Below are 23,630 nucleotides of genomic sequence, written 5' to 3'. Positions count from 1 at the left end.
ATGCTGCGACGCCAGGCCCTGAAACTCGGTAGTGTTCTGCTCAGCGCCCTCACCCTGGGCGGCTGGACCCTGCTGCGGCAAAAGGAGCAGCCGCCGCTGTTGCTGTCGGCCCGCGATGACGCGGACGGCCAGCACTACGCGGTCGGCTATCGCCTGGACGGCACCCAGGTGTTCGCCACCCGGGTCGCCCAGCGTTGCCACGACATCATCAATCACCCCGAACTGCCCATCGCCCTGTTCGTCGCACGTCGCCCGGGTACCGAAAGCTACCTGATCGACCTGCGCGACGGCGCCTTGCTGCAGACCATCGCTTCGCAACCGAACCGGCATTTCTACGGTCACGCGGTGATCCACAAAGGCGGCGAGTGGCTGTATGCCACCGAGAACGACACCACCGATCCTGGACGTGGCGTGCTCGGCGTGTACCGCTTCGAAGGCGAGCGTCTGGTGTATACCGGTGAGATTTCCACCCACGGCGTCGGCCCGCATCAGGTGTCGTGGATGCCGGACGGCGAGACCCTGGTGGTGGCCAACGGCGGTATCCGCACCGAGGCCGAAAGCCGGGTCGAGATGAACCTCAACGCCATGGAGCCGAGCCTGGTGCTGATGCACCGCGATGGCAGCCTGATCAGCAAGGAAACCCTCGGCCAACAGATGAACAGCGTGCGTCACCTGGCCATCGGCAACGACGGCACGGTGGTCGCCTGCCAGCAGTTCATGGGCGATGCCCACGAGACCGCCGAGCTGTTGGCGATCAAGCGTCCGGGCCAGCCGTTCACGGCCTTCCCGGTGCCGGAGCATCAGTTGCAATCCATGGCCCAGTACACCGCCAGCGTCGCCGTGCACAGCGAACTGCGCCTGGTGGCGATGACCGCGCCACGGGCCAACCGCCTGTTCATCTGGAACCTCGACGACGCCAGCGTGCGCCTGGACGCGCCGATGCCAGACTGCGCCGGCGTTGGCGCGGTGGCCGATGGTTTCGTGGTCACCTCCGGGCAGGGGCGCTGCCGCCTGTACGATTGCCGCAAGGACGAGTTGGTAGGACAGCCGCTGCAACTGCCTTCAGGCCTGTGGGACAACCACTTGCATCTGGTCTGAAGCGTGGTCGCCGGGCGTAGGGCAAGCGAGTAGACTTCGCCAATACCGAATCCAAGGAACTGGAATATGCTGCGCCGTCGCATGCTGATCATGTTGGGCATCGTGCTGCTGATCGTGCTGATTCTGGGGGGCTACAAGGCCTTCGCCATCTATCAGCAGATCCAGGTGTTCTCCGCCCCCAAGCCGCCCGTCAGCGTGGCGGCGACCGAGGCGCGGGAACTCGCCTGGCAAAGCCGGTTGCCCGCCGTGGGCAGCCTGAAGGCGCTGCAAGGTGTCGACCTGAGCCTGGAAACCGAAGGCACGGTGAAAACCCTGCTGTTCGAGTCCGGGCAACAGGTCAAGCGCGGCCAGCCGCTGCTCGAACTGGACAGCGAAGTGGAGAACGCCCTGCTCGGCACCGCCCAGGCCGACCTTGGCCTGGCCAAGGTGGATTACAACCGCGGCGGCCAACTGGTGGGCAGCCAGGCCATCTCCAAGGGTGAATACGACCGCCTGACCGCGCAGTACCTGCGCAACAAGGCCGTGGTCGATCAACTCAAGGCCTCGCTCAACAAAAAAAGCATCACCGCGCCCTTCAGCGGCACCATCGGCATCCGCAAGGTGGATGTTGGTCAATACCTACCCAGCGGCACGGTGATCGCCACACTTCAGGACCTGAGCAGCCTCTACGTCGACTTCTCCGTGCCCGAGCAGGCCCTGCCGAAACTCAGCCTGCAACAGCAGGCGCTGATCAGCGTCGCCGCCTTCCCCGGCGAGACCTTCACCGCCGCCATCAGCGCCATCAACCCCAAGGTCGACGACGCCACCCGCAACGTGCAGATTCGCGCCACGCTGGCCAACCCCGACGGCAAACTGCTGCCCGGCATGTTCGCCAGTGTGCAGGTGCTGCTGCCCAACCCGCGCAATGAAGTGGTGGTGCCGCAAAGCGCGATCACCTACACCCTGTACGGCAACTCGGTGTATGTCGCGGTGCCGAAAAAAGCCGAGAACGGCGAGCCGGAGCACGATGCCGAAGGCAAGCCGGTGCTGATCGCCGAACGGCGCTTCGTCACCACCGGCGAGCACCGCGATGGCCTGGTGGTTATCAGCAAGGGCCTCACGGTGGGCGAACAGGTCGTCACCGCCGGGCAGCTCAAGCTGACCCAAGGCGCGGCGATCGCCGTCAGCCCCGACAAGACCCAGAAAGCCGAATCGAACAGCCAGCCCGGCACCGACTGAACAAGGAGCCGTCATGGCTTTTACCGATCCGTTCATCCGCCGTCCGGTGCTGGCAACCGTGGTCAGCCTGCTGATCGTGCTGCTCGGCTTCCAGGCCTGGAGCAAGTTGCCCATCCGCCAGTACCCGCAGATGGAAAACGCCCTGATCACGGTGACCACCGCCTACCCCGGGGCCAACGCCGAAACCATCCAGGGCTACATCACCCAGCCCATGCAACAGAGCCTGGCGAGCGCCGAAGGCATCGACTACATGACCTCGGTGAGCCGGCAGAATTTCTCGGTGATCTCGATCTACGCGCGCATCGGCTCGGACAGCGACCGCCTGTTCACCGAATTGCTGGCCAAGGCCAACGAGGTCAAGAACAAGCTGCCGCAAGACGCCGAAGACCCGGTGCTGAGCAAGGAAGCGGCCGATGCCTCGGCGCTGATGTACATCAGCTTCTACAGCAGCGAACTGAGCAACCCGCAGATCACCGATTACCTGTCGCGGGTCATCCAGCCCAAGCTGGCCACCTTGCCAGGCATGGCCGAAGCGGAAATCCTCGGCAACCAGCTATTCGCCATGCGCCTGTGGATCGACCCGGTGCGCCTCGCCGGCTACGGGCTGAGCGCCAGCGACGTCACCGAGGCGGTGCGCCGCTACAACTTCCTGTCCGCCGCCGGTGAGGTGAAAGGCGAGTACGTGGTCACCAGCATCAACGCCAGCACCGAACTGAAGTCCGCCGAAGCCTTCGCCAACATCCCGCTCAAGACCAGCGGCGACAGCCGGGTGCTGCTCGGCGATGTGGCGCGGGTGGAGATGGGCGCGGAAAACTACGACACGGTCAGCTCTTTCGACGGCACGCCGTCGGTGTACATCGGCATCAAGGCTACGCCGGGCGCCAACCCGCTGGACGTCATCAAGGAAGTGCGCAAGCTGATGCCGGAGCTGGAAAGCCAGTTGCCGCCGAACCTCAAGGCCTCCATCGCCTACGACGCCACCCTGTTTATCCAGGCCTCCATCGACGAAGTGGTCAAGACCCTGATCGAGGCCGTGTTGATCGTCATCGTGGTCGTGTTCCTGTTCCTCGGGGCCTTCCGCTCGGTGCTGATCCCGGTCATCACCATTCCGCTGTCGATGATCGGCGTGCTGTTCTTCATGCAGTTGATGGGCTATTCGCTGAACCTGCTGACCTTGCTGGCCATGGTGCTGGCCATCGGCCTGGTGGTGGACGACGCGATCGTCGTGGTGGAAAACATCCACCGCCATATCGAAGAGGGCAAGACACCATTCAACGCGGCGCTTGAAGGTGCGCGGGAAATCGCCATGCCGGTGGTCTCGATGACCATCACCCTGGCCGCGGTCTACGCCCCGATCGGCTTCCTCGAAGGGCTCACCGGGGCGCTGTTCAAGGAGTTCGCCCTGACCCTCGCCGGCGCGGTGGTCATCTCCGGCATCGTCGCCCTGACGCTGTCGCCGATGATGTGCGCCATGCTCTTGCGCCACGAAGAAAACCCGTCCGGCCTGTCTCACCGCCTGGACAAGCTCTTCGAACGGCTCAAGCAGCGCTACCAGCGGCTGCTCCACGCCACCCTCGATACCCGCCCGGTGGTGCTGGTGTTCGGCGCCATCGTGATGTGCCTGATTCCGGTGTTCCTCAAGTTCAGCACCTCGGAACTGGCGCCGAACGAGGACCAGGGCATCATTTTCATGATGGCCACTGCGCCGCAGCCGACCAACCTCGACTACCTGAACAGCTACACCGACGAGTTCACCAAGATCTTCAAGGAGTTCCCGGAGTACTACTCATCGTTCCAGATCAACGGTTTCAATGGCGTGCAATCGGGGATCGGCGGCTTCCTGCTCAAGCCGTGGGACGACCGCAAGCGCTCGCAGATGGCGTTGCTGCCGGAAGTCCAGGCCAAACTCAATGGCATCGCCGGCCTGCAGATCTTCGGCTTCAACCTTCCGTCGCTGCCGGGTACGGGCGAGGGCCTGCCTTTCGCCTTCGTGATCAACACGCCGAACGACTATGAATCGCTGCTGGACGTGGCCCAGCGGATCAAGGAGCGGGCCGAGGCTTCGGGCAAGTTCGCCTTCCTCGATATCGACCTGGCTTTCGACAAGCCGGAAGTGGTGGTCGATATCGACCGCGCCAAGGCGGCGCAGATGGGCGTGTCCATGGATGTGCTGGGCAGCACCCTCGCGACGCTGCTGGGCGAAGCGGAAATCAACCGTTTCACCATCGACGGACGCAGCTACAAGGTGATCGCCCAGGTCGAACGGGCCTACCGCGACAACCCGGACTGGCTGAACAACTACTACGTGAAGAACCAGGCGGGGCAGATGCTGCCGCTGTCGACCCTGATCACCGTCAGCGACCGTGCGCGACCGCGCCAGCTCAATCAGTTCCAGCAACTCAACTCGGCGATCATCCAGGGCTTCCCGATCGTCAGCATGGGCGAAGCGCTGGACACCGTGCGCACCATCGCCCAGGAAGAAGCCCCGGCGGGCTTCGCCTTCGACTACAGCGGCGCGGCGCGCCAATACGTGCAGGAAGGCAGTGCGCTGTGGGTGACCTTCGGCCTGGCGCTGGCGATCATCTTCCTGGTGCTGGCGGCGCAGTTCGAGAGTTTCCGCGATCCACTGGTGATTCTGGTGACCGTGCCGATGTCGATTTGCGGGGCGCTGATTCCGCTGTTCCTGGGGCTGTCGAGCCTGAACATCTACACCCAGGTAGGGCTGGTGACGCTGATCGGCCTGATCAGCAAGCACGGCATCCTCATCGTCGAGTTCGCCAACCAGCTACGTGAACAGAAAGGCCTGACGGCCCGTGAAGCGATCGAGGAAGCGGCGGCAATTCGTTTGCGGCCGGTATTGATGACCACGGCGGCGATGGTCTTCGGCATGGTCCCGCTGATCTTCGCCAGCGGCGCCGGGGCGGTCAGCCGATTCGATATCGGTACGGTGATTGCGACGGGGATGTCGGTGGGGACGCTGTTTACCCTGTTCGTGCTGCCTTGCGTCTACACCCTGCTGGCGCGTAAGGATGAACCGCGTACCGTCGAGCAAACCATCTGAAATGATTTGGGGCTGTCATGCCCTTCGCGAGCAAGCTCGCTCCTACGAGCCTTGTAGGAGCGAGCTTGCTCGCGAAGGGCGTCGCAGCCCCAAATACACCCAGGATCAGCCCTGAGCGCGCAGCCCTTGGCTCATGCCAAACAGAAACAGCAGCAGATCATGGTCGGGCTGGGCCTGGACCTGCGGTTTCGCCACCCGCGGCAATGGACAGTGCTCCGAGACGGAGGAAGCACTGATCACACCCGGGCGAGGCTGCTCCCATGCCGCCACCGCAACGGTCGCGGTAGCCAGGGCAGCCAGGAGAAACAAACTTCGAGCTATTTCTAGTTTCATCACTCTAAACCTTTGACTGCGCTGCCAAACGCCATTCGGTAAAAGTAGAGCAGCTTTTGCCAATCGGCATCATTCCACGACGAATGGCGGCGCAGTTGGCGAAGGTCATTGGCAGCGGCCTTGTGCCGGCTGAGACGCCGACGGCATTTTTCCAGGTCCAACAGTGCGATCTCGGCGCGGGCATCGCTGCCCTCACCCACGACCTTGACGAAGACATGCTTGGCATACAGGCAACCGTGCTGCCAATGCCCCAGGTGCATCCGCGCCAGGTTACGTGCCAGGTCTTCCAGCACGCGGTCGTGCAGGACCTCGCCATAGCGCTCACGGCCACCCGCGGCATACCAGTTATCAATCTCCTCGAAACCGTCCAGCGCCTCGCTGACCAGCAGCGCACGCCATTGGTGATCGGCATCGCGCTCGACACCGCAATAGACGATGTTCGGTACACGCACGCCCAGTTGCTCGAAACTGTGCAGCGCTTCGTACTCGCGCAACACCGTAGGGCGGCCAAAAGGATGCAACAGACTGCGGTAGATATGGCCAATCTGGCGCTTGGCATACAGCATGTGCCCGCGGTCATCACGCAAGCGCTGCACACCACTCTCGCCGCCACGCCGCTGGTTGGGCTCTTCCACCCACTCGCCCTGCTGCTTCCAGAAATAGTCGAACCGGTCAGTGCCGGAGGTCCGGCCCGCGTCTGTCACATCCATTTTTTTCAACCCTTGCGCAATACATAGACTCGCCACATGGCGTAGAACGGCAAAAAGTCCATTCGTTCCTGAATCCGGAAGCCGGCAGCCTTGAACTCCTCCTCGACCGTAGCAGCCGGTAACACAAAGCGATTCTGGTAACTTCCAGTCTCACCTGTGGCCCCACGACGGGCTTCGAGTTTTTTCCGGCGCCATGCCTTGATATTGCCGTCCACCCATAGCGAAACGATCACGCTATCACGGCTAACTCTTTGAAATTCCTTGAGAATAGTCATCCTGTGAGCGGCTTCACCAATGTGGTGGAACAGCCGCATGCAGAAAATGCTGTCTACCGCGTTGTCGGGCAGATTGATGTCGAACGCTGAGGTCTGCAAGGGCCGTACCCGTTTCACCACATCGGCCGGTTGCGAGCGGCAGGCGGTCTCCAGCATGGCCGCCGAATTGTCCGCACCGATAATCACGCGGTTGGCCTTTTCCGCCAGCAGCGGCCAGAAGCGCCCGGCACCAGAAGGCAGGTCCAGCACCAGTCCCGGCTCTCCCGCCAGCATCAGGGCGCGTCGGGCCAGTTGCTCATCACGCTGGTGCGACAGGCGACGGGCAAAGCTGGCCTGGTGCTTCTCGTAGTATTGCTGGGCGTGGCTCTGATCGTACTTTTCGGAAAAATCGAGCTTGATAGGACTGGACATGGCACATCTCCTGACTGCAATGAGCGCCACGTTACGCGGGACAACGTTGCCGTCAGGTCATGTGCGTGTGAAAAAAATGTCACACAAATTCTCAAGCTTTACAAAGTATTACCTGGATCCAAAACGTACTCAGGCGTCAGGAGTCACTCCTCTGTCGCCCAGGTTCACGTGGAAACGGCAGCCGTGCGGCTGGGTTGCGCTGAGGCTGACCACCCAGCCCTGATCGTCACAAATACGCTGAACCAGTGACAAACCCAAACCAAGACCATCGCCACGTTTCTCGCCGCCGCGCACGAACGGCTGGAACATCGCCTCGCGCTGCTCCTCGGGAATCCCCACGCCACTGTCCTCGACCATGAAGCTGTCCACGTCCAGTGTCAGGCGGATAAAACCTGAGTCGGTGTAATGCGCAGCATTGCGCAGCAGGTTGCCCATCACCGATTGCAGGAACGTCGCGTTGTAGAGCTGCGGCGAGACCGCATTGACCACAAGGCTCAGCGAGAGGCCCTTCTGCTCGATGGTGTCGCGCCACACGCCAATCAGTTCATCGCCGACTTCCTTGAGGGTCGTCCGCGACGCGACAGCGCCTTCATCGCGCTGGGCGCGGGCGAGCATCAGGAAGGTCTTGACCAGTTCCTGCATCTCTTCGGTGGCGCGGGCAATCCGCTCTACCTGGGAGCGAGCACGGTCATTGAGGCCGGGGTATTCCATCAGCAGTTCGCAGGAGCTGGCCAGGACCATCAGCGGTGTGCGCAGCTCATGGCTGACGTCGCTGGTAAACAGCCGCTCGCGGGTCAACGCATCGCGCAAGCGACCCAGCGTGGCATCGAAGGCCACGGCCAACTGCCCCACTTCGTCGGCGGCATAATCCGGTGCCAAGGGCGGCGCCAGGCCGAGCAACTGGTCACGATGACGAACCTGCCGCGCCAAACGAATAACCGGCGCCATCACCCGCCGCGCCAGCACCCAACCGAGGAACACCGCCAGCGCCAGGCTGAGGACAAACCCCACTACCACCACGGCGAACAGCACCCGCTCGCGTTCTTCGAAATCGCTCTGGTCCTGCAGCAGCACATAGCGCCGGCCATCCACCACCTCGACCATGGCGTGGTAGGACAGGTGCTCGCGGAACACTTCGTGGAAACCGGGATTCAGGTGCTTCAGGTCCGACGGCAGGGCGAAGTCATCACGTCCGCCACTGTAATAGAACAGCTGGTCGGGCCGCGGCCGATGGCTCCATTCACTGACGCTGTCCATCAGCAGCAAGCGCTGCAAGTCGCCACCCAGCACGGTGGAGATCAAGCGCTCTTCCACCAGGTGCACCGTCGCGACGATACCGAACGCGAACGCCCCCGCCACCAGCGCGCTCATCAGCGCGAAGGCGATGATGATCCGCTGGGCAAGGCTCTGCTTAAACTCCATCACGGCCCTCGGCCAGCCGGTAGCCGACGCCGTGGACGGTGTGCAGCAGCGGTTTGTCGAACGGTTTGTCGATGACCTGCCGCAGTTGATGGACGTGGCTGCGCAAGCTGTCGCTGTCCGGGCAATCATCGCCCCACAAGGCATCTTCAAGGACCTCGCGGCGCAGTACATGCGGGCTCTTCTGCATCAGCACCGCCAACAACTTAAGGCCCACCGGGTTGAGCTTGAGCAGGCGGCCCTGGCGGGTGACCTCCAGGGTGTCGAGGTCATAGCTCAGGTCGCCCACCTGCAGGCTACGCCGTCCACCGCCCTGGGCCCGGCGCAGCACCGCTTCGATGCGCGCGGCCAGCTCGGAAAGGGCGAAGGGTTTGAGCAGGTAATCGTCGGCGCCGGAACGGAAGCCTTGCAGACGGTCGTCGAGCTGGTCGCGGGCGGTGAGCATGATCACCGGTGTGTCGCGGCGGGCATCCTCGCGCAGGCGTTTGCACAAGGTGTAGCCGTCGATGCCGGGGAGCATGATGTCCAGCACGATCAGGTCGTAGTGTTCGGTCGCGGCAAGGTGCAGGCCCGACAGTCCATCCTGTGCGCAATCGACCGTATAGCCCTTGAGGCCCAGGTAATCGGCCAGGTTGGCCAGGATATCGCGGTTATCTTCAACCAGTAGTATGCGCATGGCGTCCTCTCGTTTCTGTTGCTGTGACCGTCTGGCTGGCGCAGCTTACGGTCATAGTAGACAAGCCGCTAGGCCAACCGGGCGATATTGTCACCTGACGTTTTTTTCACGGTGGATTCACAAACAAGGCATGCGCCGGGATGGAGAATCGCCGGTCGTCTCCCCTCATCGCCTGGACTCGTCATGCCCGCACAACCCGATTTCGTCCCCTCGCGTCCACTCAATCTCTGGCTGGTCCTGGGCATTCCACTGCTGATCGCGGTGATGCTCGTCCTGCTCGAACTGACCGATCTCGACATGATGTTGGCCCGGATGGCCTTCGATCCGGTTGCAGGCCAGTTCATTGGCAAGCACAGCTACTTTCTCGAAGACATCCTGCATGACCGCGCCAAGCAGTTGGTCATTGTCTTCGGCGTGCTGGCGATCGGTGGGTTTGCCGCCAGTTTTGCGCTTGAACGGCTAAAACCGGTGCGCCGGGAATTGGGCTGCCTGGTGCTGGCCATGGGTCTCTCGACGGCCTTCGTCACCCCGCTCAAAGCGGTGACCGCCGTGCAGTGCCCGTGGAGCCTGAGCCAGTTCGGCGGTAATGAAACCTACAGCAAGTTGCTTGAAGCACGGCCTGATACCGATAAACCTGGGCGTTGCTGGCCCGGCGGTCACGCGGCCACCGGTTTTACCCTGTTCGCGCTGTTCTTCGTCCTGCGTGATCGTCGACCGCGCCTGGCGAAAGTGGCGTTGGGCGTAGCCTTCGGTCTCGGCACGCTGTTCTCTATCGGACGCATGCTGCAGGGGGCGCACTTTTTCTCGCACAACGTCTGGACTGCGGTGTTTTGCTGGTTGATTGCGCTGGGTTGTTATTACCTGGTGCTTTACCGTCGGCAAGTACCGGTCCGAACACACGATGTCGTGATACCGGCCAACTGAGTTATTACGACAGGTAAAAGCGCCGCGAACCCTGTGGGAGCCGGCTTGCCGGCGATAGCGTCCGCCTTTCGAAGATGCGCCAGTCCAGGTGCCGCCCGTAACGTCGCGACGTCAGGAGAAAGAACCAAAAAAAAGCCCCGCACTAGGCGGGGCTCTTTTGGGTGCAGCGGGTGAGGCTGGCTTACATCATGCCGCCCATGCCACCCATACCGCCCATGCCACCCATGTCAGGCATGCCGCCGCCAGCACCAGCTTCAACTGGAGCGTCAGCAATCATGGCTTCGGTGGTGATCATCAGGCCGCCGATCGAAGCTGCAGCTTGCAGCGCCGAGCGAGTGACCTTGGCTGGGTCCAGGATGCCCATCTCGATCATGTCGCCGTATTCGCCGGTAGCAGCGTTGTAACCGAAGTTACCCGAACCCTGCTTGACCTTGTCGGCCACAACGCTTGGCTCGTCGCCGGCGTTGGCAGTGATCTGACGCAGCGGCGCTTCAACAGCGCGACGCAGCAGAGCGATACCGACGTTCTGGTCTTCGTTGTCGCCCTTGAGGTCGACAATGGCGGACAGAGCACGTACCAGGGCAACACCGCCGCCAGGTACAACGCCTTCTTCAACGGCTGCACGGGTAGCGTGCAGGGCGTCTTCAACGCGGGCTTTCTTCTCTTTCATTTCAACTTCGGTGCCGGCACCGACCTTGATCACGGCAACACCGCCAGCCAGTTTGGCCAGACGCTCTTGCAGCTTCTCACGGTCGTAGTCCGAGGAAGTCTCTTCGATCTGGGCGCGGATCTGCTTCACACGAGCCTGGATGTCGTCTTCAACGCCAGCACCGTCGATGATGGTGGTGTTTTCTTTCGACAGGGTGACGCGCTTGGCGTTACCCAGGTGTTCCAGGGTAGCGGATTCCAGGCTCAGGCCGATTTCTTCGGAGATCACGGTGCCGCCGGTCAGGACAGCGATGTCCTGCAGCATGGCCTTGCGGCGGTCGCCGAAGCCAGGTGCCTTGACGGCAGCAACCTTGACGATGCCGCGCATGTTGTTGACTACCAGGGTAGCCAGCGCTTCGCCTTCGACGTCTTCAGCCACGATCAGCAGCGGACGGCCGGCTTTGGCAACGGATTCCAGAACGGGCAGCAGTTCGCGGATGTTGGAGACTTTTTTGTCCACCAGCAGCAGCAGCGGGCCTTCCAGCTCGGCAACCATGGTGTCCGGCTTGTTGATGAAGTACGGGGACAGGTAGCCACGGTCGAACTGCATGCCTTCGACGACGGACAGTTCGTTTTCCAGGCCCGAGCCTTCTTCAACGGTGATCACGCCTTCTTTACCGACCTTTTCCATGGCTTCGGCGATGATGTCACCGATGGAGTTGTCGGAGTTGGCGGAGATGGTGCCTACCTGGGCGATGGCCTTGGAATCGGCGCATGGCTTGGCCAGGTTTTTCAGCTCGGCGACGACAGCGGCGGTGGCCTTGTCGATACCGCGCTTCAGGTCCATCGGGTTCATGCCGGCAGCGACGGCTTTCAGGCCTTCGTTGACGATGGCTTGAGCCAGAACGGTAGCGGTGGTGGTGCCGTCACCGGCAGCATCGTTGGCCTTGGAAGCAACTTCCTTGACCAGCTGGGCGCCCATGTTCTCGAAGGCGTCTTTCAGCTCGATTTCCTTGGCGACGGAAACGCCGTCCTTGGTGATGGTCGGAGCGCCGAAGCTCTTGGCCAGAACCACGTTACGGCCTTTCGGGCCCAGGGTCGCTTTTACTGCGTCAGCCAGAACGTTGACACCAACCAGCATTTTCTTGCGGGCGGAATCGCCGAATTTTACTTCTTTAGCAGCCATGATCGTTTAATCCTTGAATACTTGGGAGTAACGGAAAACCAGCGGAATCAAGCTTCGATAACAGCGAGGATTTCGTTCTCGCTCATTACCAGCAGGTCTTCGCCGTCAACTTTCACAGTGTTGCTGCCCGAGTAAGGGCCGAAAACCACTTTGTCACCCACTTTCACGGCCAGCGCACGCACTTCACCGTTGTCCAGGATGCGACCGGTGCCGACGGCGACGATTTCGCCGCGGTTTGGCTTTTCAGCAGCCGAGCCTGGCAGAACGATACCGCCAGCGGTTTTCGATTCTTCTTCGCTGCGGCGGATAACGACGCGGTCATGCAGAGGACGAAGCTTCATTGTCGATCTCTCCTGATAGTGGTTTTCATCGGCCGGTATCAATACCGGCGGGTTGATGCTTCCGGCGTTGCCGGTCGTGACTCGCGGGGCGGGTCACGGTTGTCTTTGTCTGGTGCGGATGCCCAGAAACCTTGCGGTGACCCATACATAAGGTCGGCCAAGGCGATTACAAGGCTCACAAAGGAATTTTTTTGCTATGAGCCGGACGGAATGAAAAACGGCCCACTCGGGGCCGTTTCTTTTGCGCGCAGGCGTGAATCACTTGTCGCGGTGTTCGTATTCACCTTCGATCACGTTCGGCTCGCGCGGCACACGGCCTTGTGGGCCGGGCCGGGCACCCTCGAACGGATCGTCGGCGAACGCCCGCTGGCGCATCGCCTGGGCTTCTGCACGGCTGCGCAGTTTGCTGACGAACAAGCGACGAACGAACGGCAGCATCAGGAGCAGGCCGACCACATCGGAGATGAACCCCGGGATCAACAGCAGGCCGCCGGCCAAAGCCAGCATCAGGCCATGAAACATGTCTTCGGCGGGCAACTCGCCGCGCTGCAGGCTTTCACGCGCACGCAACGCCGTGGCCAGCCCGGCCACGCGCACCACCAGCACACCCAGCGCAGAACCGGCGAAGATCAGCAGCAGCGCCGGGAAGAAGCCGATGGAGCTGCTCACCTTGAAAAAGACGTACAGCTCCAGGATCGGGAAAATCAGGAAAAGCAGTAGAAAAGCACGCATCGAGGGTTCCTCTGCGGAAGACATCCTTCCAATAAGACCTCAAATGGTAACTTCAGCTCGAAATTTCAAGCCTCGGCCTGCTGCACCTGTGGCCACTGCTCGGCGTGGGCCAGTGAAACCAAGGCTTCGCGCACTTGTGTCGGATTGTTGCAAGGCTCGGCAAAGGCCAGCCAGTGAAGGCCCTGACCGATGCGCAGGTGCATGCCCTCGCTGTCGATACCGGCCAACTGCGCAGGCACGGTGTCCGGCAAACCGCTCAGGGCAACGTAGTGGGCGATGGCGTTAGTGTGGTCGCTGTTCATGTGTTCGACCATGCTCAGTTCCGCCTTGCCGGCGAACGGATTGGCGAGCGTGACCTGATCGATCCAGTGAATTGCGCCGAAACCGCCGATATAGCGATGGCGCACCGGCTGCAGCACCCAGAAATCGAAATCGTGGGCACTGTGGTAATTGCGGGATTCGGGGAAGTAGCGGTAATAGCGCTCGGCTGCGGCCTCGATGGCCTCCGGCTGTTCCAGCTTGTGCGCCTCGGCCAGCACGGTCAGACGACCTACCGCCTGCACGTCTTCAGCGCCGCGCTCACCCACCAGCAGCGAACACTTGGGATCTTTCTGCAGGTTGTGAGTGTGCTGGGCGATCCGGCTGATAAGGATCAGCGGATTGCCGTCAGCGTCCAGGCAATACGGGACCACGGAGCCGAAAGGAAAGCCGGGCATCGACTTGGAATGGGTCGAGAGCACCCCACGGTACTCTTTGAGCAGCAGTTCTCGGGCTTGCCTTGCAGCGTTGGCGCTCACGTCTGGACTCCTGGGTAAAACGGGCCGCCCGGCACGGGCGGTGATGGCGACAAGCTAATCATTATCACCGCGCAATGCCAAGGGGCCAGCTTGGTCGGGTTTACCAGGTCACGCCGAAGCCTGCGGTGTAGCGGGTCTTGTCCAGGTCGCTGTCATTGGTGCCGCTGATGATGTCTTTCTCGGCCTTGAGATTGAGCGATGCCCACTCGGTGACCTTGTAGCGCAGGCCTACTTCGGCATCCAGGCTGTAGTCGGCGACGCTACCCAGCGGCTTGCCCACTTCGCCGTTGGTGAACACCTCGATGGTCTTGCCGATCAGGTAGCGGTTGTAATCCCACTTCACGCCGACGGAATAGAAGTTGTCCTTGCCGCCGTCGGAGTATTCGTAATCGGTGCGGTTGAGCAGCGAGCCGAGCGAGAAGGCGCCCAGTTCGTCATCCCAGAACTGGTAACCCGGACCAGTACCCACGGTGCGCTGGCGGGAGAGGTCTTCGATATGGTCGCGCTTGTAGTTGAGGCGGCCTTGCCAGAACCACTTGTCGGTGATGAAGCGGTCGAGTGCGTACTCGGCGCTCCAGTTGTTGGTGGTGGTGACGTCGTCCTTGCTGTCGCGGTTGTATTCGCCTTCGGCATTGTGCCGCCAGCGGCCGTGACGCGCGGTGGTCTTGAAGTCGACGTCGTAGTCGTCGGTGTTGGACTCGGCGCGTTTGTAATCCAGCGCCAGGTCGACATTGCCCTTCCAGACCAGGTCTTCGACCATCGGTTTGGGCTTCATGATCTGCTGGATGCTGGCCAGTTCCACGGTCTTCGGCGCCTCGCCGTTGGCCAGGATCACCTTGCCGGCGTCCGCCGCCTGCAGCGACTTGGCGCGCTCGCCGTTGTACTCGTCCTGCTTGACCAGCAGTTCCTGGTCACTTTCCAGGGTCTTGACCTGCTTCCAGTCCAGCGGGATCGAGCCACCATAAGGTGTTTCCAGCAACAGCTTGCCGCCGTCGAACACCTTGATCTTGCCGCTCAGGCGGTCACCGTTCTTCATCCAGACGGTATCGGCTACAGCCGGTGCGCAAACGCCGACCAATGCAAGGCACAACAAGGTTCTAGAATACATAGGCAATACGGACATTAAGGTTCGCGGAAAAAGTGGGGCATTATCCAGATGCTCAGCCCCCGAGCAAGGACAGACCTGACCAATGCCAATGAGTTCAATTGCCAAGTGTTTCCACTCCCCCCGTGCCAGGCAGGTTCGTGCCCGATGAAAGCTTCAGCCGACGTGACCCAGCAGCGCGCCGAAGACCGACGGACGGCGCTCTATATGGTGTTGGGCCAGGTACCAGAGGGCAAAGTCGTCAGTTATGGCGAGCTGGCTGATCTGGCGGGTCTGGGCCGCGCTGCACGTTGGGTCGGACGCACCCTGAGCCAGTTGCCCCCCGACACCCGCCTGCCCTGGCATCGGGTGCTGGGCGCCGGTGGTCGCTTGAGTCTGGCCCAGGGCACCCCCTCCGGGGATGAACAACGGGCGCGCTTGCGTGCCGAAGGTGTCAGCCTGCGCAATAATCGCGTCGATATGTCGCGCCATGGCTGGCGTCCGATGGATCACAACAGTTAGAGTGCGCGCTTTGTGTTCGTAATCTTGAGGCAGATGTTGGCCCATGCCCCGTAAAACCTGGCGCGCTGCGCTTGCTGCCTATGCCAGCCCGTCGACCGTGGTGCTCCTGCTGCTCGGCTTCGCCGCCGGCCTGCCTTATATGCTGGTGTTCTCGACGCTGTCGGTCTGGTTGCGCGAAGCCGGAGTCGCTCGCGAAACCATTGGCTACGCCAGCCTGATCGGCCTGGCCTACGCATTCAAATGGGTGTGGTCCCCGCTGCTCGACCAATGGCGCCTGCCATTGCTCGGCAAGCTGGGTCGACGCCGCTCCTGGCTGGTCCTGTCGCAGATACTGGTAGTGGTCGGCCTGGTCGGCATGGGCTTCTGCGATCCGCAAAAACACCTGTCCTGGCTGATCGCCCTCGCGGTGCTGGTGGCGTTCGCCTCGGCCACCCAGGACATAGCCGTCGACGCCTACCGCCTGGAAATCGCCGACGACCAGCGCCAGGCTGCCCTCGCCGCCAGCTACATGGCTGGCTACCGGGTCGCCGCCCTGCTCGCCACCGCCGGCGCGCTGTTCTTCGCCGAGTGGTTTGGCTCCACCGGCTTCAGCTACATGCACAAGGCCTGGACTGGCACCTACGTGCTGTTCGGCGTGATGATGCTGCCAGCGTTGCTCACCTCGCTGTTGATGCGTGAACCCCCGGTATCGCTGCGCACCCAGTTGCAGGCGGCCCGCTACGGCTTCAGCCATCAATTGATTTCGGTCTTCGTGCTGATCGTGCTGCTGGTGTCCGTGCCGGCCATGTTCACCCAGCTCTACAACACCGACTTCGCCAGCGTGCTGTTCGAAGGCGTCAGCCTGCTCGACCTGCTGCTGGAAGACCGCGCCTTCCTGCGCGCCATCCTCTACATCACCCTGACCTGCCTATGCCTCTCGGCCATGGGCCGCCGCGGCCTGGCGCCGGTGCTGACCCCGGTCAACGACTTCATCCAGCGCTATCGCTGGCAGGCCCTGCTGCTGCTCGGGCTGATCGCGACCTACCGGATGTCCGACACGGTGATGGGCGTGATGGCCAACGTGTTCTACATCGACCAGGGCTTCACCAAGGACCAGATCGCCAGCGTCAGCAAGATCTTCGGTTTGATCATGACCCTGGTCGGCGCCGGTTTCGGCGGGCTGCTGATCGTGCGCTTCGGCATCCTGCCGATCCTGTTCATCGGCGGCGCGGCCTCGGCGGCGACCAACATCCTGTTCCTGATGCTGGCCGACATGGGCCCCAACCTGCAGATGCTGGTGGTGACCATTTCCCTCGACAACTTCAGCTCGGGCCTGGCCACGTCGGCGTTCGTCGCCTACCTGTCGAGCCTGACCAACCTGAAGTTCTCCGCCACCCAATACGCACTGCTCAGCTCCATCATGCTGCTGCTGCCGCGTCTGATCGGTGGCTACTCAGGCGTGATGGTGGAGAAGTACGGCTATCACGACTTCTTCCTGATTACCGCGCTGCTGGGCGTACCGACGCTGATCCTGATCGCCCTGCACTGGCATCAGGAGCTGCACCGCGGCAAGCAGGAGCCGGAGCAACCCGGCAATGGTCAGGTCGGCGAGCAGCAGCAGCCCTGAATCAGGGCTGCACCGCCAGCGTCCCGCGTCCTTCCCTCAGCACCACCCACAATGGCCACAGCGCCAGCACCCCTGACAGCCCCGCTGCCAGGGCGAATGCCAGCAGTCCGGCACCGGCCCCGAGCATCGCCATCAGCGCCCCGCCGAAACCGAGCAGGGCGATGGTGATCATCCCCAGCATGGCCGACACCAGTCCCTTGCTCTGTTCGCTGCTGAACAGGGTCATGCGGTACAGCACCGCATTGGCCACGCCCAGCCCCAACGCGTAGACGGACAGCCCGACCACCAGGCTCGGCACGCTCGGATAAATCCAGGTCGCCAGCACCGCCGCCAGCAGCCCCGCCAGAAACGGCCACAGCGCGCCGCGCACCAGGGTGGTCAGCGGATAGCGATCGGCGATCCGGTTGATGATCAGGTTGCCGAGGATCAGCCCGCCGAACACCGGCAGTTGCCACAGCGCGTACTGCATTGTGCTGAGGCCCTCGTCGTGGATCAGCAACACCGGCGACAAGCCGATCCAGCCAATCAGCGGCAGGCCGATCAGGCCCAGCGCCGCGCTGCCGGCGACGAAGCGTCGGTTACCGAGCAACTGGCCATAGCCGGCCAGGAGCGGCAACAGGTGAATGGGCTGGAACTCCAGGCGGGTGCCGTCGCGGCGCTCCACCCCCAGGGTTTCCGGCATGAAGCGGTACAGGGCGAACCAGGCCAGTACGGCAGCGCCGCCAAACAGCACGAACAGCCAGCGCCAGGACACCCACTCCAGCATCAGCGTGCCCACCAACGGCCCCAGCAACGGCGACAACAGGGCGATGTTCGCCAGCAACGCCATCATCCGTACCGCGTCGGCTTCGCTGAACGCTTCGTTCAAGGCCGGATAGCTGACGGTGACCACGAAGCCCAGGCCAATGCCCTGCAACAGGCGCAGCAGGTTGAACACTTCGATACCGTCGACCCAGAAGGTCGCCAGGCACGCGAGGCAGAAGAACGCGCAACCGCCCAACAGCAACGGACGTCGGCCATAGCGATCGGCCAGCGGGCCGATCAGCCATTGCAACAGCACGCCGCCAAGCAGGTACAGGTTCAGCGCATGGGGGATGAATTCGGGACTGGCCTGCAGGTCTGTCACCACCTGCGGCATGGCCGGCATCACCACGTCACTGGCGAGGTAGGTGAGGAGTTCGAACAGCGCCAGGGTCATGGCGAAGCAGAAGGCCCTGAACGGGGTGATCTTGAGAAGCGGTGTCATGATTCGGCCAGCATTGGATATCAGACCGGCCTGTATGCCAGAAAAGCCCGGACGCCGGTAGCGAGAAGAGGTGAATAAGTGTAATGCCCGGCCACAAACGACATCGCCGGCACATGCCCCGGAGAGGCCTGTGCCGGCGATGTCTGCAACGGCTGTGTTTACTGTGCTGCGGTTTCCTGTACCACGCGGATCACGCGCTGCGGAAAGGGAATGTCGATGCCCTCGCTCTTCAGACGATCACGCGCACGCTCGTTGAGCATGAACATCACGTCCCAGTAGTCGCCGGTGTTGACCCAGACGCGCAAGGAAACGGTGATGGCGCTGTCGCCCAAGGTCGCGACTACCGCTTGCGGCGCCGGATCCGCGTGTACCCGCGGGTCATTCTTGGCCAGGTCGAGCAGGACGTTGCGGGCCTTCTGCAGGTCCGCTTCGTAGTCGACGCCGACATCGAACACCACCTTGCGGGTCGGCTGGCGGTTGTAGTTGGTGATGATGCCGTTGGACAGGTTGCCGTTGGGCACGATCACCGTCTTGTTGTCGCCCGTACGCAGCACGGTGTGGAAGATCTGGATGCTGTCGACGGTGCCGCTGACACCCTGCGCCTCGATCCAGTCGCCCAGGCGGAACGGACGGAACAACAGAATCAGCACACCACCGGCAAAGTTCGCCAGGCTGCCTTGCAGGGCCAGGCCGATAGCCAGACCCGCAGCACCGATGGCTGCCACGAAGGACGTGGTCTCCACGCCGATCATCGAGGCGACGCTGATGAACAGCAGCACCTTGAGGATGATATTGGCCAAGGTGCTGATGAAGCCTTGCAGGGCAGGATCGCCGTTACGCAACGCGACCAGACGGCCCAGCTTGGCGGTGAGCTTGTTGACCAGCCACCAGCCCACTGCAAGCGTGATCAGCGCCAGCAGCACGCGGCTGCCGTATTCCATGATCAACGGAATCCAGGCCTGCGAAGTCCTGACCAGTTGATCGACCTCAGCATTCAAATCCATTCTGTTCTCCTAGCCGTGCGGCAAAAATCTGAAAATATCGCGCCGCAAACGTTTCAGCGCTACAGGAACCTCGGACGCCATCAAAACGCCAAGGTTCCCGCCAGGCGGGCTGTCAGTCGCGGAAATTGTTGAACTGCAGCGGCATGCCGAACTCTTTGGCACGCAGGGCCGCGATGGCTTCCTGCAGGTCGTCGCGCTTCTTGCCGGTCACGCGGATCTGCTCGCCCTGGATGGCGGCCTGGACCTTGAGCTTGGCGTCCTTGATATGAGCAACGATCTTCTTCGCCAGTTCTTTATCGATGCCCTCTTTGAACACCGCGTCCTGCTTGGTCACCTTGCCCGATGCATAGGCGTCTTTGATTTCCAGGCATTGCACGTCGATCTTGCGCTTGACCAGGGCCATGCGCAGGATTTCGACCATCGCCTCGAGCTGGAAATCTGCTTCGGCGGTCAGGGTGACGGTCTGGTCCTTTTCCTTGAACTCGAAGCTGCCCTTGCCCTTGAGGTCGTAGCGGCGATCCAGTTCCTTGACGGCGTTTTCCACGGCGTTGGTGACTTCGTGCTTGTCCAGTTCCGATACCACGTCGAACGACGGCATATCTTTCTCCAAAAAATAAAGGCGCGCTGGCGCCCCTGTGAGGGGAGCGCGATGGAGCGCACCGGGTTTGACGGTTAAAATGCGGGCTCATTATAAACGCTTGGGAAACGCTGATGAGCAGCACCTGGCATATTCTCGGCGCCGGCAGCCTCGGCAGCCTCTGGGCCTGCCGCCTGGCGCGGGCGGGCAAACCGGTCCGGCTGATTCTGCGCGACGCACAACGGCTGCACGCCTACGAGGCGACAGGCGGCCTGACGCTGGTCGAGCAAGGACAACCGCGGACCTTCCCCATCCCAGCGGAAATCACCACCGCCCCCGGGCCGATCAGCCGGCTGCTGGTGGCCTGCAAGGCCTACGACGCGGAAAAGGCCGTCGCCAGCATCGCCCATCGTCTGACGGCGGATGCCGAAATCATCCTGCTGCAAAACGGCCTGGGCAGCCAGGACGAAGTCGCCGCCCGCGTGCCGCTGGCCCGCTGCATCTTCGCATCCAGCACCGAAGGCGCCTTTCGCGAGCACGACTGGCAGGTGAATTTTGCCGGGCATGGCTTCAACTGGTTGGGCGATCCGGCCAACCCGCCGCCGCCAGACTGGCTTGATGACCTGAGCGACGCTGGCATCCCCCATCAGTGGACGCCCGATATCCTCACCCGCCTGTGGCGCAAGCTGGCGCTCAATTGCGCGATCAACCCACTGACCGTGCTCCACGATTGCCGCAACGGTGGCCTGACCGACCACCACTGCGAGGTCGCGACGCTGTGCGCGGAGCTGGCCGAGCTGTTGCAGGTCTGCGGTCAGCCGCAGGCTGCCGAAAATCTGGCCACGGAAGTCGAACGGGTCATCCAGGCCACCGCCGCCAACTACTCTTCGATGTACCAGGACGTTCGAAACCGGCGCCGCACCGAGATCCACTACCTGCTCGGCCACGCCTGCCGCACCGCCACCCGCCACGGACACACCCTGGCGCACCTGGAACGGCTCTACCGGCGCCTGGTCGAACACCTGAACAACCACGGATTGCCCAGCGACTGAGGGCAGCGTTACCCTGCCCTTCCCACCACAGGACCACGCCTTCCCCATGCCCTTGCGCGAACGCCTGGAAAACCTGCCGGTCGGCCAGAAACTGCTGGCCGCCCTGCTGGTGCTGCTGATCACCATCCTGCTGGTGGCCAACCTTACCTTTATCAGCGCCGCCTACTGGATATCCCAGGAAGCCATGGCGCCACAGGCCCTGCAAACGATCGGCCGACTGGTCTCCACTCCGCAGATCGCCCAGCAGGCCACCGACTCTCCCGAAGCCGCCAACAAACTGCTGCAGGAGCTCGACACCTACTCGCCGCTGCGCGCCGCCGCCCTGTACGGTTCCGATGGCAAGCTGCTCGCGCAGTTGCAGCACGGCGAGCCGATCGCCCTGCCCAAGCGCTACCGCAATATCGAAGGCTGGCGCCTGACCGAATTCCGCAGCACCCAACTGGTCAGCCTGGGCCGCCCCGGCAGCCCGCCGGGGCACTTGTTGCTGGTGGCCAGCAGCGAACTGCCGATGGCCTTCTACACCGGCACCCTCACCGCCAGCCTGGGCATCCTCGTCTTCAGCGTGCTGCTGTGGATGATCATCGCCCGGCAGATCAAGCGCCTGATCACCCAGCCGATCTACCAACTCGAACAGCTCTCGCGCCAGGTGACCCGGGAAGAGAACTACGCCCTGCGCGCCAGCCCTGGCAACCATGATGAAATCGGCAGCCTGGCCGAAGCGTTCAACACCATGCTGTCGCGCATTGAAGCACGCGAGCAGCAACTCAAGCGCGCCCGCGACGAGTTCCAGCATGCCTTCGACCAGGCGCAAGGGCTGGCCGAGGAAACCCGTCACACCAACCGCAAGCTGGAGCTGGAAGTCCAGGTGCGCGGCAAGATCGAACGCAAGCTCACCGGCTTCCAGAACTACCTCAACAGCATCATCGACTCCATGCCCTCAGCGCTGATCGCCCTCGATGAACAGCTCTACGTCACCCAGTGGAACCAGGAGGCCAGCGCCCTTTCCGGAACGCCGCTGGATGAAGCCCTGAACCAGCCGATCTTCCTCGCCTTCGAACCGCTCAAGCCGTTCCTGCCGCAGCTCAAGGAGAGCGTCGAGAAGCATCGGGTGGCGAAGATCGAGCGCGTGACCTGGACCAAAGACGACGACGCCCGCCACTACGCCCTGACCTTCTATCCACTGATGGGTGGCGGCGGCCGTGGCGTGGTGATTCGCATCGATGACATCACCCAGCGCCTGTCGCTGGAAGAAATGATGGTGCAGTCGGAAAAAATGCTCTCGGTCGGCGGCCTCGCGGCGGGCATGGCCCACGAAATCAACAACCCGTTGGGCGCCATCCTGCACAACGTGCAGAACATTCGCCGGCGCCTGTCCCCCGATCTGCCGAAAAACCTCGAACAGGCCAACGAGACCGGGATCGACCTGGCCACCGTCAACCGTTACCTGGAAGGCCGCCAGGTACCGCAACTGCTCGACGGCATCCAGCAGGCCGGAGCCCGCGCGGCGAAGATCGTGACCCACATGCTCAGCTTCAGCCGGCGCAGCAACCGGCAATTGGCGCCCTGCGACCTGCCGGCGCTGATCGACCAGGCCGTGGAAATCGCCGGCAACGACTTCGACCTGACCATCGGTTTCGACTTCAAGGGCCAGGCCATCGTCCGCCAGTTCGACCCCAACCTCGGCCCGGTGCCAGGCACCGCCAACGAACTGGAACAGGTGCTGCTCAACCTGCTGAAGAACGCCGCCCAGGCCATTCACCTGCGCGAAGACGACCGCGAACCCGGACGGATCACCCTGCGCACCCGGCTCAACCCGCCGTGGGCGGAAATCCAGGTCGAGGACAACGGCGTCGGCATGCCCGAAGCGGTGCGCAAACGCACCTTCGAACCATTCTTCACCACCAAGGAAATCGGCCAGGGCACGGGCCTCGGCCTGTCGGTGTCGTATTTCATCATCACCAACAACCACAAGGGCCAGATGGAAGTGCAGTCGGCGCCGGGCCAAGGCACCTGCTTCACCCTGCGCCTGCCGCTGGCCGCCAGCCTCGCGCCGCTCCCGGCGCCCAACAAACTGGAGTCATGAACCATGGGCTTTCGCCTGTCGAAGATCTACACCCGTACCGGCGACAAGGGCGAAACCGGCCTCGGTGACGGCCGCCGCGTGCCCAAGGACCATCCGCGCATCGAAGCTATCGGCGAAGTCGATACGCTGAACAGTCAGCTGGGATTGCTGCTGGCTGGCCTGGCAGAACAGGGGCTGGAGGAAGTGATCGAGGTGCTGGCGTCCTGTCAGCATCGCTTGTTCGACCTTGGTGGCGAATTGGCGATGCCCAGCTATCAGGCGCTGAACGCCGTTGAAGTGGAGCGGCTGGAAGCAGCCATTGATCGCTGGAACGAAGAGCTGGGTCCGCTGGAGAACTTCATCCTGCCCGGCGGTTCGGCGCTGGTGGCCCAGGCCCATGTCTGCCGCAGTCTGGCCCGCAGCGCCGAGCGGCGCTGCCAGCAGCTCAACGCGATCGAGCCGCTGGCGGGTGTCGGGCTGGCTTACATCAATCGGCTGTCGGATCTGCTGTTCGTCGCGGCACGCCTGATCGGGCGGCGCCAGGGTATCGGCGAAGTGCTGTGGCAGGCCTCGGCGAAACCCTGAGCCAGGCCACATCGCGAGCAAGCTCGCGCCTACGGTTGCACCGATTGCCGGGACACTGGGCCG

General features: G+C 62.6%; 22 protein-coding genes. 9 read left to right on the top strand and 13 right to left on the bottom strand.

Annotated features, from left to right (window positions below; translation table 11 throughout):
- The 3 genes from NTD82_RS07300 (at position 1) to NTD82_RS07290 (ending at position 5,377) form a co-directional block, all read left to right on the top strand.
- Entirely contained in the window at positions 1-1,098 is a 1,098-nt protein-coding gene (locus tag NTD82_RS07300; RefSeq protein WP_262128212.1) for a DUF1513 domain-containing protein, read from the top strand.
- A gap of 66 nt (positions 1,099-1,164) precedes the next feature.
- Positions 1,165-2,316 carry an efflux RND transporter periplasmic adaptor subunit gene (locus NTD82_RS07295; protein ID WP_095154722.1) on the top strand — a complete coding sequence of 384 codons (1,152 nt, stop codon included), beginning with the start codon at positions 1,165-1,167 and terminating at the stop codon, positions 2,314-2,316.
- A gap of 13 nt (positions 2,317-2,329) precedes the next feature.
- The gene (locus tag NTD82_RS07290; protein WP_262128211.1) at positions 2,330-5,377 is read left to right on the top strand and encodes a multidrug efflux RND transporter permease subunit; all 3,048 of its coding nucleotides are present in this window, start codon (positions 2,330-2,332) and stop codon (positions 5,375-5,377) included.
- A 105-nt stretch (positions 5,378-5,482) separates the two neighbouring features.
- On the opposite strand, the gene NTD82_RS07285 is transcribed toward NTD82_RS07290, so the two are convergent.
- The 5 genes from NTD82_RS07285 to colR all read right to left on the bottom strand — a co-directional run bounded on the left by NTD82_RS07285 (position 5,483) and on the right by colR (position 9,201).
- Positions 5,483-5,710: a hypothetical protein gene (locus NTD82_RS07285; RefSeq protein ID WP_262128210.1), complete on the bottom strand. Its 228-nt coding sequence runs from the start codon at positions 5,708-5,710 to the stop codon at positions 5,483-5,485.
- The gene (locus NTD82_RS07280; RefSeq protein WP_262128209.1) at positions 5,710-6,420 is read right to left on the bottom strand and encodes a lipopolysaccharide kinase InaA family protein; all 711 of its coding nucleotides are present in this window, start codon (positions 6,418-6,420) and stop codon (positions 5,710-5,712) included. The genes NTD82_RS07285 and NTD82_RS07280 overlap by 1 nt, the downstream gene beginning before the upstream one ends.
- Before the next feature lie 5 nt (positions 6,421-6,425).
- Positions 6,426-7,106 carry a class I SAM-dependent methyltransferase gene (locus tag NTD82_RS07275; protein ID WP_262128208.1) on the bottom strand — a complete coding sequence of 227 codons (681 nt, stop codon included), beginning with the start codon at positions 7,104-7,106 and terminating at the stop codon, positions 6,426-6,428.
- A gap of 129 nt (positions 7,107-7,235) precedes the next feature.
- On the bottom strand, positions 7,236-8,528 hold the full coding sequence (locus NTD82_RS07270) for a sensor histidine kinase (protein WP_095154717.1): 1,293 nt from the start codon (positions 8,526-8,528) through the stop codon (positions 7,236-7,238).
- Positions 8,518-9,201: a two-component system response regulator ColR gene (gene colR, locus NTD82_RS07265; protein WP_009395556.1), complete on the bottom strand. Its 684-nt coding sequence runs from the start codon at positions 9,199-9,201 to the stop codon at positions 8,518-8,520. Before colR ends, NTD82_RS07270 begins: the two co-directional genes overlap by 11 nt.
- Positions 9,202-9,384: 183 nt before the next feature.
- Between colR and NTD82_RS07260 the strand changes: the two genes are divergently transcribed.
- Positions 9,385-10,125 (top strand): phosphatase PAP2 family protein, encoded by a 741-nt coding sequence (locus NTD82_RS07260; RefSeq protein ID WP_262128207.1) that lies wholly within the window; start codon positions 9,385-9,387, stop codon positions 10,123-10,125.
- 181 nt (positions 10,126-10,306) lie between these two features.
- Here the strand turns inward: NTD82_RS07260 and groL are convergent, their stop codons facing one another.
- The 5 genes from groL to NTD82_RS07235 all read right to left on the bottom strand — a co-directional run bounded on the left by groL (position 10,307) and on the right by NTD82_RS07235 (position 14,937).
- Complete coding sequence (groL, locus tag NTD82_RS07255; RefSeq protein WP_095154714.1) at positions 10,307-11,959, bottom strand: chaperonin GroEL; 1,653 nt, start codon at positions 11,957-11,959, stop codon at positions 10,307-10,309.
- 47 nt (positions 11,960-12,006) lie between these two features.
- The gene (locus tag NTD82_RS07250) at positions 12,007-12,300 is read right to left on the bottom strand and encodes a co-chaperone GroES (RefSeq protein WP_095154713.1); all 294 of its coding nucleotides are present in this window, start codon (positions 12,298-12,300) and stop codon (positions 12,007-12,009) included.
- A gap of 258 nt (positions 12,301-12,558) precedes the next feature.
- A complete protein-coding gene (locus tag NTD82_RS07245) occupies positions 12,559-13,032 on the bottom strand; it encodes an FxsA family protein (RefSeq protein WP_095154712.1) in 474 nt (157 codons plus the stop codon).
- A 65-nt stretch (positions 13,033-13,097) separates the two neighbouring features.
- A complete protein-coding gene (locus NTD82_RS07240) occupies positions 13,098-13,829 on the bottom strand; it encodes a HugZ family protein (RefSeq protein WP_095154710.1) in 732 nt (243 codons plus the stop codon).
- Positions 13,830-13,929: 100 nt separating this feature from the next.
- On the bottom strand, positions 13,930-14,937 hold the full coding sequence (locus NTD82_RS07235; RefSeq protein ID WP_262128300.1) for a DUF481 domain-containing protein: 1,008 nt from the start codon (positions 14,935-14,937) through the stop codon (positions 13,930-13,932).
- A gap of 144 nt (positions 14,938-15,081) precedes the next feature.
- On the opposite strand from NTD82_RS07235, the gene NTD82_RS07230 reads away from it, so the two are divergent.
- Together NTD82_RS07230 and NTD82_RS07225 are read left to right on the top strand one after the other, a co-directional pair.
- Complete coding sequence (locus NTD82_RS07230) at positions 15,082-15,435, top strand: MGMT family protein (RefSeq protein ID WP_095154706.1); 354 nt, start codon at positions 15,082-15,084, stop codon at positions 15,433-15,435.
- 43 nt (positions 15,436-15,478) lie between these two features.
- Complete coding sequence (locus tag NTD82_RS07225; RefSeq protein ID WP_262128206.1) at positions 15,479-17,041, top strand: AmpG family muropeptide MFS transporter; 1,563 nt, start codon at positions 15,479-15,481, stop codon at positions 17,039-17,041.
- 1 nt (position 17,042) lies between these two features.
- Here NTD82_RS07225 and NTD82_RS07220 read toward each other — a convergent pair whose 3' ends face one another.
- The 3 genes from NTD82_RS07220 to NTD82_RS07210 form a co-directional block, all read right to left on the bottom strand.
- On the bottom strand, positions 17,043-18,287 hold the full coding sequence (locus NTD82_RS07220; RefSeq protein WP_095154701.1) for an MFS transporter: 1,245 nt from the start codon (positions 18,285-18,287) through the stop codon (positions 17,043-17,045).
- Between the two features lie 158 nt (positions 18,288-18,445).
- The gene (locus NTD82_RS07215; RefSeq protein ID WP_095154699.1) at positions 18,446-19,291 is read right to left on the bottom strand and encodes a mechanosensitive ion channel family protein; all 846 of its coding nucleotides are present in this window, start codon (positions 19,289-19,291) and stop codon (positions 18,446-18,448) included.
- 112 nt (positions 19,292-19,403) lie between these two features.
- Positions 19,404-19,889 (bottom strand): YajQ family cyclic di-GMP-binding protein, encoded by a 486-nt coding sequence (locus tag NTD82_RS07210; protein ID WP_262128205.1) that lies wholly within the window; start codon positions 19,887-19,889, stop codon positions 19,404-19,406.
- A 113-nt stretch (positions 19,890-20,002) separates the two neighbouring features.
- On the opposite strand from NTD82_RS07210, the gene NTD82_RS07205 reads away from it, so the two are divergent.
- From NTD82_RS07205 to NTD82_RS07195, 3 genes are read left to right on the top strand one after another with little or no spacing between them, the layout of a single operon-like run.
- A complete protein-coding gene (locus NTD82_RS07205; RefSeq protein ID WP_095154693.1) occupies positions 20,003-20,920 on the top strand; it encodes a putative 2-dehydropantoate 2-reductase in 918 nt (305 codons plus the stop codon).
- A gap of 46 nt (positions 20,921-20,966) precedes the next feature.
- Positions 20,967-23,003, top strand: a complete 2,037-nt coding sequence (locus NTD82_RS07200) for an ATP-binding protein (protein WP_262128204.1) — start codon at positions 20,967-20,969, stop codon at positions 23,001-23,003.
- A gap of 3 nt (positions 23,004-23,006) precedes the next feature.
- Entirely contained in the window at positions 23,007-23,567 is a 561-nt protein-coding gene (locus NTD82_RS07195; RefSeq protein ID WP_262128203.1) for a cob(I)yrinic acid a,c-diamide adenosyltransferase, read from the top strand.
- Positions 23,568-23,630 lie beyond the last annotated feature (63 nt).

Source organism: Pseudomonas sp. 5P_5.1_Bac1, from assembly GCF_025466015.1.
Taxonomy (GTDB): Bacteria; Pseudomonadota; Gammaproteobacteria; order Pseudomonadales; family Pseudomonadaceae; genus Aquipseudomonas.
The sequence above is the reverse complement of the archived record's forward strand: the minus strand, read 5'-3'. Positions and strand labels throughout refer to the sequence as shown.